General features: G+C 67.1%; 3 protein-coding genes. 2 read left to right on the top strand and 1 reads right to left on the bottom strand.

The features are described from left to right. The first annotated feature begins 27 nt into the window (after positions 1 to 27). Complete coding sequence (locus tag EL338_RS24490; protein WP_126336112.1) at positions 28 to 7725, top strand: non-ribosomal peptide synthetase; 7698 nt, start codon at positions 28 to 30, stop codon at positions 7723 to 7725. A gap of 60 nt (positions 7726 to 7785) precedes the next feature. After that, a complete protein-coding gene (locus EL338_RS24485) occupies positions 7786 to 8124 on the top strand; it encodes a hemophore-related protein (RefSeq protein ID WP_126336111.1) in 339 nt (112 codons plus the stop codon). Positions 8125 to 8126: 2 nt separating this feature from the next. On the opposite strand, the gene EL338_RS24480 is transcribed toward EL338_RS24485, so the two are convergent. After that, complete coding sequence (locus EL338_RS24480) at positions 8127 to 9386, bottom strand: glycosyltransferase (protein WP_126336110.1); 1260 nt, start codon at positions 9384 to 9386, stop codon at positions 8127 to 8129. Positions 9387 to 9895: the final 509 nt, after the last annotated feature.

The following is a 9895-nucleotide window of genomic DNA, read 5'->3' as shown; positions in this document are numbered from 1 at the left end:
GAGCAGGGGAGTCACAAGGGGGTAGCCATGGGCGTTGACACCACTCGGAAGTTGTTGTCGTTCTCCACGATCGACGACGATGAGCATGACCTGATCGATGAGTGGGGTAACCGGGCGGTTCTGACCGAGCCGGGACCGACGCCGAAGTCGATACCCGAACTGTTCGGCTCGCACGTGAACCGCGCACCGGAAACCGTGGCGCTGGTGTGGGGCGACCGGTCGTGGACGTATCGGGAGCTGGACGAGTCGGCCAATCGTCTGGCGCACCTGCTGGTGGACCACGGTGCCCGCGCGGGTGCGACGGTGGCCATGTTGATTCCGCGATCGGCGGAGGCCATCCTGTCGATCCTGGCGGTGCTCAAGACCGGGGCGGCCTACCTGCCGATCGACCCCGCCCATCCGGATTCCCGGATCGAGTTCATGTTGCGCGACGCCGAAGCGACGGCGATCTTGACGACGACGGACCTACGTGCCCGCCTGGACGGGACCGACGTGCCCGTGGTCGAGGTCGATGAGTCCGTCGCGCAGGACCGGCCCCGCAGTTCCTTGCCGCTGCCGCGGCCCGATGACCTGGCGTATCTGACGTACACCTCGGGGACCACCGGCGTGCCCAAAGCCGTTGCGGTGACCCATCACAACGTGATCCAGCTGGTGGAGGGCTTCCACGCGGACCTGCCGGAGGGACCCGGGCAGGTGTGGTCGCAGTGGCATTCGTTGGTGTTCGACGTGTCGGTGTGGGAGATCTGGGGTGCGCTGCTGCACGGCGGGCGGCTGGTGGTGGTGCCGGAGACGGTGGCCGGTTCGCCGGAGGAGCTGCGTAATCTGCTGATCACCGAGAAGGTCAGCGTGTTGTGTCTGACGCCGTCGGCGGCGGGCATGTTGTCGCCGGAGGGTTTGGAGTCGGCGACGTTGGTGGTGGCCGGGGAGGCCTGCCCGACGGAGTTGGTGGACCGGTGGGCCACCGGTGGCCGGGTGATGATCAACGCCTACGGCCCCACCGAGACGGCGATCTACGCCGCCATGAGCGAACCCCTCACCGCCGGTGAGAATGTCGCCCCCATCGGCGGCCCCGTGCCGGGTGCGGCGGCGTTCGTCCTCGATCAGTGGTTGCGCCCGGCCCCCGAGGGCGTGGTCGGTGAACTCTATGTGGCCGGCCACGGCGTCGCGCTCGGTTACGCGCGCCGGTCCGGCCTGACCGCGTCGCGGTTTCTGGCGTGCCCGTTCGGGGGGCCGGGGGCGCGCATGTATCGCACCGGTGACCTGGTGCGCTGGGGCGACGACGGTCAGCTCGAGTACCTGGGCCGCGCCGATGAGCAGGTCAAGATCCGTGGTTACCGCATCGAGTTGGGTGAGGTACAAACCGCGTTGGCCCGCCTCGATGGGGTCGATCAGGCGGTGGTGATCGCCCGCGAGGACCGCCCGGGCGACAAACGACTGGTCGGCTACGTCACCGGCACCGCGGATCCGGCCGCGGCCCGCACCGCACTGGCCGAACGCCTTCCGGCCTACATGGTGCCCGCCGCGGTGGTGGCCCTGGATACGTTCCCGCTGACGGTCAACGGCAAGCTGGATCGGCGCGCCCTGCCAAAGCCGGAATATCGCAAGCAATCTGGGGACTACCGGGCGCCGACTACGCCCATCGAGGAGCTGTTGGCCGGGATCTACGCCCAGGTGCTCGGTGTCGAGCGGGTTGGGATCGACGATTCGTTCTTCGATCTTGGTGGCGACAGTATCTTGTCGATGCAGGTGGTGGCGCGGGCCCGGGCCGCCGGTGTGCAATGCCGGCCGCGGGATCTGTTCGTCGAGCAGACCGTGGCCCGGCTGGCCCAGGTGGCGGTTGTGGCCGACGGCGCCGACGGTGAGGTCGATGAGGGGACCGGTCCGGTGGTGGCCACTCCGATCATCAAGTGGTTGAACAGTGTTGACGGACCGGTCGACCAGTTCAACCAGACCCTGGTGCTGCAGGCGCCCGAGGGGGTCACCGAGACCGATGTGCATGTCGTGGTGCAGGCGCTGCTGGATCGCCACGCCACCCTCCGGTTGCATGTCGACGACTCCGCCGGCGACTGGGAGTTGTCGATCCCTGAGCCGGGCACGGTGTCCGCCCCGGATTGTGTGGTCACCGTGGCGGCGCTGTCGGATGAGGCGGTGGCCGCGGCGCGGTCGCGGCTGGATCCGGCGGCCGGTGCGATGGTCAGCGCGCTGTGGGTGCCCGAGACCCGTCAGCTGGCGCTGATGATCCACCACCTGGCCGTCGACGGGGTGTCGTGGCGGATCCTGTTGGAAGACGTGAACATCGCCTGGGCCCAGCATCGGGGCGGGCAACCAGTGGCGTTGCCGGACGGGGGTACCTCGTTCGCGCGGTGGAGCGCATTGCTGGCCGACTACGCCACCGATCCCGCCGTCGTGGCGAGCGCCGATACCTGGCGTGAGGTGACGGCCGCACCGGCGGCGTTGCCGTCCCCGGAGCCGGGGGTGGACACTTACGCCACGGCGGGGCAGTTGACCGTCGCGCTGGACGCCGCGACCACCCGCCAGTTGCTGGGTCCGGTCCCGACGGCGTTCCACGCCGGCGTCCAGGACATCCTGCTCATCGCCTTCGGCCTGGCCTGGTCCGAATTGCTGGGCACCGCAACACCTGTCGGTATCGACGTCGAGGGTCATGGCCGTTCCGAGGATCTGCTCGGCGGCAACATCGATCTGTCGCGCACCGTGGGCTGGTTCACCAGCAAGTATCCGGTCGCGTTGACGACGGGCAGGCTCGGCTGGGATCAGATCCGCTCGGGAGACGCCACCCTGGGCCGCGCGATCAAGGAAGTCAAGGAGCAGCTTCGTGCGCTGCCCGACGGCCTGACCTACGGACTGCTGCGCTATCTGAACCCGGATGTCGAACTGGGCGAGTCGAATCCGGACATCGGTTTCAACTATCTCGGCCGTCTGGGCGCCGGGGCCACCGACCTGGCCGAGGAGCTGTGGCGCCTCGATCAGGACGCGTTGGCCAAGACCGGTGCGGCTTCGGCGGTGCCCATGCCGCTGATGCACACCGTGGACCTCAACGCCGGGACCCTCGACACCGACGACGGACCGGTACTGCAGGCGGCCTGGACCTGGGCGCAGTCCGCGGTCGAAGAAGAGCAGATCGTCACACTGAGCCGGCTGTGGTTCGAGGCGCTGGCCGGCATCTGCGCCCACGTGCGCAACGGCGGCGGCGGATTCACGCCCTCCGATCTGGCACCGACTCGACTGACCCAGGACCAGATCGAGGTCCTCCAGGAGCAGTACGTGCTCGCCGACGTTCTGCCGTTGACGCCGCTGCAGCACGGATTGCTCTTCCACTCGACCCTGCCGCAAGCCACCGGACTGGACCTGTACGTGGTGCAGCCCGACATCACCATCACCGGCATCGTCGATCAGCACCGGCTTCGGGACGCCCTGCACGCCGTCGTCAACCGGCACCCGAACCTGGCGGCGCGATTCTGCGTGCAGTTCGGCGAACCCGTCCAGGTGATCCCGGCCGAGCCGATGATGGCGTGGCGCTACCTCGATCTTCGGGGCGACGACCGCAATCCCGACGACGAGGTGCAGCAGTTGTGCGCCGCCGAACGCGCCGCGGTCTGCGACCTCGGCGAGCGCCCCACCTTCCGCGCCGCGTTGATCCGGACCGCGGGCAATCAGCACCGCTTCGTGCTGACCTTCCATCACATCGTGATCGACGGATGGTCGCTGCCGATCCTGCTGCAGGAGATCTTCGCCGGCTACTTCGGGCAACGGCTGCCCCCGGTGACGCCGTACCGCAACTTCGTGTCCTGGCTGGCCGAGCAGGATCAAGACGCCGCCAGGCACGCGTGGCAGGCGGTACTGCAGGGCTTCGACACCCCAACGCTGGTGGCGCCGGCGGCCCAGGCGGGATCACGCGGAGTCGAGTCCTACCGGATGTCCGCCGAGATCACCCGCGCCATCGGGGAACTGGCCCGCTCACAGCGCACCACTGCGAACACCGTGCTGCAGGCCGCGTGGGCGCAGCTGCTGATGAGCATGACCGGCCAGCGCGACGTCGCCTTCGGTGCCGCGGTGTCCGGGCGGCCCGCGGAACTCGCCGGGGCCGATTCGATCGTCGGACTACTGATCAACACCGTGCCCGTGCGGGCGCATGCCAACCCGGACACCACGGTGGCCGACCTGCTCAGCCAGCTGCAACTCGCGCACAACGACACCCTCGAACACGAACACCTGGCCCTGACCGAAATACATCGGATCACCGGGCAGGAGCGCCTGTTCGACACGGTCTTCGCCTACGACAGCTACCCGGTGGATGCCAGCGCGTTCACCGGGGTCCGAGAACTGGCGATCACCGACTTCACCAACCGCGAGTACAACCACTACCCGCTGTCGGTGATGGCCCTGCCCGGCCACGAACTGGGCCTGCGCGTCGAGTTCGACACCGAGGCCTTCGACACCGCCACCATCGATGTCCTCTTCGAGCGGTTCCAGCGCGTGCTCACCGCGATGACCGAGGATCCCGCCCGCCGGCTGTCGTCGTTGGCCGTGCTCGATGACGCGGAAAGCACCCGACTTCGCCAGTGGAGTAATCGCGAGGTCTTGAGTGCGCCTGGGGCCGCGTCGGTGTCGATCCCGGAAGTCTTTGCGGCGCAGGTGGAGCGCGACCCCGCCGGGGTGGCACTGGCTTTCGAGGACAGCGAACTGACCTACGGGGAACTCGAGGACGCCGCCACCGAGTTGGCCAACCTGCTGGCCGTGTACGGCGCGGGGCCCGGACAGTCGGTGGCGCTGCTGATGCCGCGCTCCGCCGAGGCCATCGTCGCGATCCTCGCGGTGCTCAAGACCGGTGCGGCCTATCTGCCCATCGATCCGGCCGTACCGGCCGCCCGGCTGGAGTTCATGCTCGCCGACGCCGCCCCGATCGCTGCCCTCACCACGACCGAACTTCGGGCGCGCCTCGAGGATTCGGATGTCGCGATCATCGAGATCGACGATCCACCACCGGCGGAGATGTATCCGCACACCGCGTTGGTGCTGCCGGCGCCCGACGACATCGCCTACCTCATCTACACCTCGGGCAGCACCGGCGCGCCTAAGGGTGTGGCGGTGACGCATCGGAATGTGACGCAGTTGATGGTGTCGTTGGATGCGGGGTTGCCGTATCCGGGGGTGTGGCCGCTGTGTCATTCGCTGGCGTTCGACGTGTCGGTGTGGGAGATCTGGGGTGCGCTGCTGCGCGGCGGGCGTGTGGTGGTGGTGCCCGAGGAGGTGGCGGGTTCGCCGCAGGACTTCCACGACGTGTTGGTTTCTCAGAAGGTCAGTGTGTTGACGCAAACGCCGTCGGCGGTGGCGATGTTGCCGTCCGACGGTCTGGAGTCGGTGGCGTTGGCGGTGGTGGGGGAGGCGTGTCCGTCGTCGGTCGTGGATCGGTGGGCGCCCGGGCGGTTGATGATCAACGCCTATGGCCCGACCGAGACGACGATGTGCGTGGCGATCAGCGCGCCGTTGTCGGCGGGCGATTCGGAGGTGCCGATCGGTGCTCCGGTGCCCGGCGCGGCGTTGTTCGTGTTGGATTCGTGGATGACGCCGGTGCCCGCCGGTGTGGTGGGCGAGTTGTATGTCGCCGGTGAGGGTGTGGCGGTCGGGTATGTGGGTCGTTCGGACCTGACGGCGTCGCGGTTCGTGGCGTGCCCGTTCGGGACGCCGGGAACACGCATGTATCGGACGGGCGATCTGGTCCGGTGGGGCGAGGACGGGCAGCTGCAGTACCTCGGGCGCGCCGACGAACAGGTCAAGATCCGCGGCTACCGCATCGAACTCGGCGAGATCCACGCGGCGTTGGCCGCGGTCGACGGTGTTGACGCGGCGGCGGTGATCGCGCGGGAGGACCGTCCCGGGGATAAGCGTCTGGTGGCTTATATCACTGGTGAGGCGGACCCGGTGGCGGTCCGGTCGGTGTTGGCGGATCGGTTGCCGCCGTACATGGTTCCGGCGGCGGTGGTGGTGCTCGCGTCGTTGCCGCTGACGGCGAACAACAAGCTGGACGTGCGGGCGTTGCCGGCACCGGAATATGCCGGCAGTGATCGGGAGTACCGGGCTCCGCAGAGCGCGACCGAGGAGGTCCTGGCCGGCATCTACGCCCAGGTCCTGGGCATCGAACGCGTCGGGATCGACGACTCCTTCTTCGACCTCGGCGGCGACTCCGTGTCCGCCATGCGGGTGATCGCCGCCATCAACTCCGGCCTCGATGTGAACCTCGGCGTGCATGCCCTGTTCGAGGCGCCGACGGTCAGTGGATTGAGCCGGCAACTCGACCGCATCGAAGATGCCGCGCTCGCCGGATCGGAGACCCAGGGGCCCAGCTTCGCGGGCGTCCACGGCGTCGGCGCCACCGAGGTCCGGGCCAGCGATCTCAAACTCGACAAATTCATCGACGACACCACGTTGTGGACCGCGCCGACCCTGCCGGCACCGACCGGCCATGTCCAGACGGTGTTGCTCACCGGGGCAACGGGATTCCTGGGCCGCTACCTGCTCCTGGAGTGGCTGCGGAAGCTGCGCCGCTCCGACGACAAGGTCATCTGCCTGGTGCGGGGCACGTCCGATGAGGACGCGCGCCGACGACTCGAGGCGAAGTTCGACACAGACCCGTTGCTGCGCCGCCATTTCCGGGAATTGGCGGCCGAACGCTTGCAGGTCATCGCGGGCGACAAGGGCCGGCCTGACCTCGGGTTGGACCAACAGACCTGGCGTCAGCTGGCCGAGAACGTCGATCTGATCGTCGATTCAGCAGCCACCGTCAACGGTGTGCTGCCGTACAGCGAGTTGTTCGGTCCCAACGTCGTCGGCACCGCCGAACTGATCCGACTGGCCCTGACCGCCAAGCTCAAGGCCTACTCCTACGTGTCGACCGCCGACGTCAGCCAGCAGATCGAGCCGGCGCTGTTCACCGAGGACGCCGATATCCGGAGCATCAGCCCGGTGCGCGCCGTGAACACCGGCTACGCCAACGGTTACGGCAACAGCAAATGGGCCGCCGAGGTCTTGCTCCGCGAGGCCCACGATCTGTGCGGGCTGCCGGTACGGGTGTTCCGCTCCGGAATGATCATGGTCGACTCGACCTACGCGGGACAGCTCAACGTCGCCGACAACGTCACCCGGATGGTGCTCAGCATCGTCGCCACCGGTGTCGCGCCGGAGTCCTTCTTCCAGTTCGACGAGGACGGCAAGCGGCGACGATCTCACTTCGACGGGCTTCCGGTCGGATTCGTGGCGGAGGCCATCGCCACCCTGGGCGGCTGGGTGCGTGACGGCTACGAGACCTACCACGTGATGAACTCCCACGACGACGGTATCGGCATCGATGAGTACGTCGATTGGCTGATCGACGCCGGATACCCCATCGAGCGGATTCGGGACTTCGGAGAGTGGTTGCGGCAGTTCGAGATCCGGCTGCAGGCCTTACCCGAACGGCAACGCCAGAATTCGGTGTTGCAGCTGCTGCTCCTTGTGTTGTCGCGTAACGCAGGTAACCTGCAGGCACCGGAGCCGACAAGCGGGTCTTACGGGCCCACCGACCGGTTCCGGGCGGCTGTCCAGGCCGCGAGAATAGGCCTGGACAACGATATTCCACACATCTCCTCGCAGACCATCGTCCAGTACGCCACCGACCTCGAACTGCTCGGCCTGCTCGGAGGCGAGGAGGCTCGAGTCGATTCACCTTGAGTTGACTCACGACGATGGAGCCGATGTTTGGAGTCGGCTCCCGAAGGGAAGGACCACCAGATGATTAACAGGCCATTGACCAAACTGGCAATCGCGGGCAGCGCTGTGGCGTTGTCCTTGACCGCTGGAGCGGGGGTTGCTGCCGCCGACCCGGACTTCGGACCGATGATCAACACCACGTGCACCTACGATCAGGCCCTGACCGCGCTGCGGACGGAGAACCCGGTCGCGGCCGAGTACTTGGAACAATCCCCACCGAACATGCAGTTCCTCCGCACGTTCACGGGGTCCTCGCCGGCGGAGCGGGAACGGCTGATCCAACAGGTGAAGGGCAACCCCGGAGCGGATCAGGCTTTCCCGGTGATCCAGCAGATGTTCGCCAGCTGCAACAAGTACTGAGTTCAGTTGGCCGCACGCTGCGCGACGGCCGCGGATTCGAAGAGGTCCGCGGCTTGCGCGACGGCGTCGGCCGATCGGGTGACCCGGGTGGCGAATTCCCGCGCCCGAACGGCATATTCGGGCGTGCGGATTCGACGTAGGTCGGTCACCAGCGTTTTCGCGGTGGTGGCCGAGAAACGGCGAGCTGTGCCCACCTCGAGTCGTTTGACCTGATTGCCCCAATAGGGCTGATCGGCGGTACTCCAGAGCACCAACGTCGGCACTCCCGCGCGGAGACTCGCGGCGGTGGTACCCGAACCGCCATGGTGGACGACGGCTCGGCAGGCCGGGAACACCTCGGCGTAGTTGGCGGTCCCGACCACCTTGACGTGGTCGTATTCGGGAACTTCCGAGAAGTCGGTCCCGCCGAAGCACACCAGCGCCCGTTCGCCCAGCTGCGCGCAGGCGGTGGCGATCATCGCGACGGTATCCGCCGGGGATTCGACGGGAATGCTACCTGTCGCAAAGCAAATCGGCGGTTCACCCGCGGCCAGCCACGACGCAACGGCCGCGTCGGTTCTGGTCCCCAACTCCATCGTCAGCGCGCCGACGAACGGACGGCGCCGGCCCAGGTCGGCCCATTCGTCGGCCAGCCCAGGCACGCAGGACTCGTCATAGGCCTGCACCTCCAGCCAGCCGTGCTCGGCGATTCGTCGAGAGGAACGCCGGGTGGCCCTCGGCAGCTCCAACAGGCGACGCTGCGCGTCCTCCACGTTGCGCGTGGAGCGCCAGAACAGCCACTCCGAAATCACCCCGGCCGTGCGGACCAACGCCGGCGGCAGAGCGGGCACCAGCCTGCCGTTGGGGCGCATCGGGAAGTGATGCAGCGCGATCAGGGGGATGTTGTAGTACTCGGCAACGTTGGCCGCAGCTTGTTCGAAGTTCAGACCGGTGGACAACAGGTCGGCCTCGACGGCGAGTTCGGTCAGGGTGGCGCTCGCATCCTGCCAGTGTTCGGCGATCGGCGCCCACATGTCCCGCAGTGATCCGAGCGGGTTACGAAGGAAGCCCGCCCAGAAGTTCTTGGCGAAGTCCTCGTTCAACATGACCTCGACGGGCGGGCCGTACGGCACCGTCGGGAGCCCGGTCGTCCGGGCGAATCCAATGAGGTCGGGCGGCAGCGCGATTCGCACGTCGTGCCCCCTCCGCGCCAATTCGGAGCCCACAGCCAGGGAGGGTTCGACGTCGCCGCGACTCCCGTAACATGCCATCGCAAACTTCACTGAGCCCGACTACCTTTCACTCTCTACGTCCGCGTCCGTGTCCTGTGGCGCCAGTGGGGCGCAGTCCGCCCGTGGTGTTTAACCGGACTGTAGTGCGCGGCTCGCGACGTTGGCCCGTTTACCCACTCCTGCGGTGGATCTCGCGGATTTGGCGATGATCGACCGATTTTGTTTGATCGTTGCTGTAACTGCACTTACGAGATTGTTATAAGAACCCGCCACTTCCGGCCCGCCAGCAATCTCCGAGATGAGCTGGATAAACTGCGGCAGGGCTCACGCAATGGTTAATTAGAAAGCCACACAAGGTTTATTAGCCACATTTGCCCGTTTGCGGAAGTTCGCAAGAATGGCAAGCAGCAACGTTCTACCTCCAGTATGTTTGGCATGGGCCGGGGATGTCCGGTGACATCTTGGAGGGGCGTGAACACCAACTGGTTAGACCACGAGAGTGGCAGCGTAAGCGGACTGTTCGACCATCGGAAGGGCTACGTCCCCGGGTCGGACGCCGC

This window comes from Mycolicibacterium chitae, from assembly GCF_900637205.1.
Lineage (GTDB): Bacteria > Actinomycetota > Actinomycetes > Mycobacteriales > Mycobacteriaceae > Mycobacterium > Mycobacterium chitae.
The sequence above is the reverse complement of the archived record's forward strand: the minus strand, read 5'-3'. Positions and strand labels throughout refer to the sequence as shown.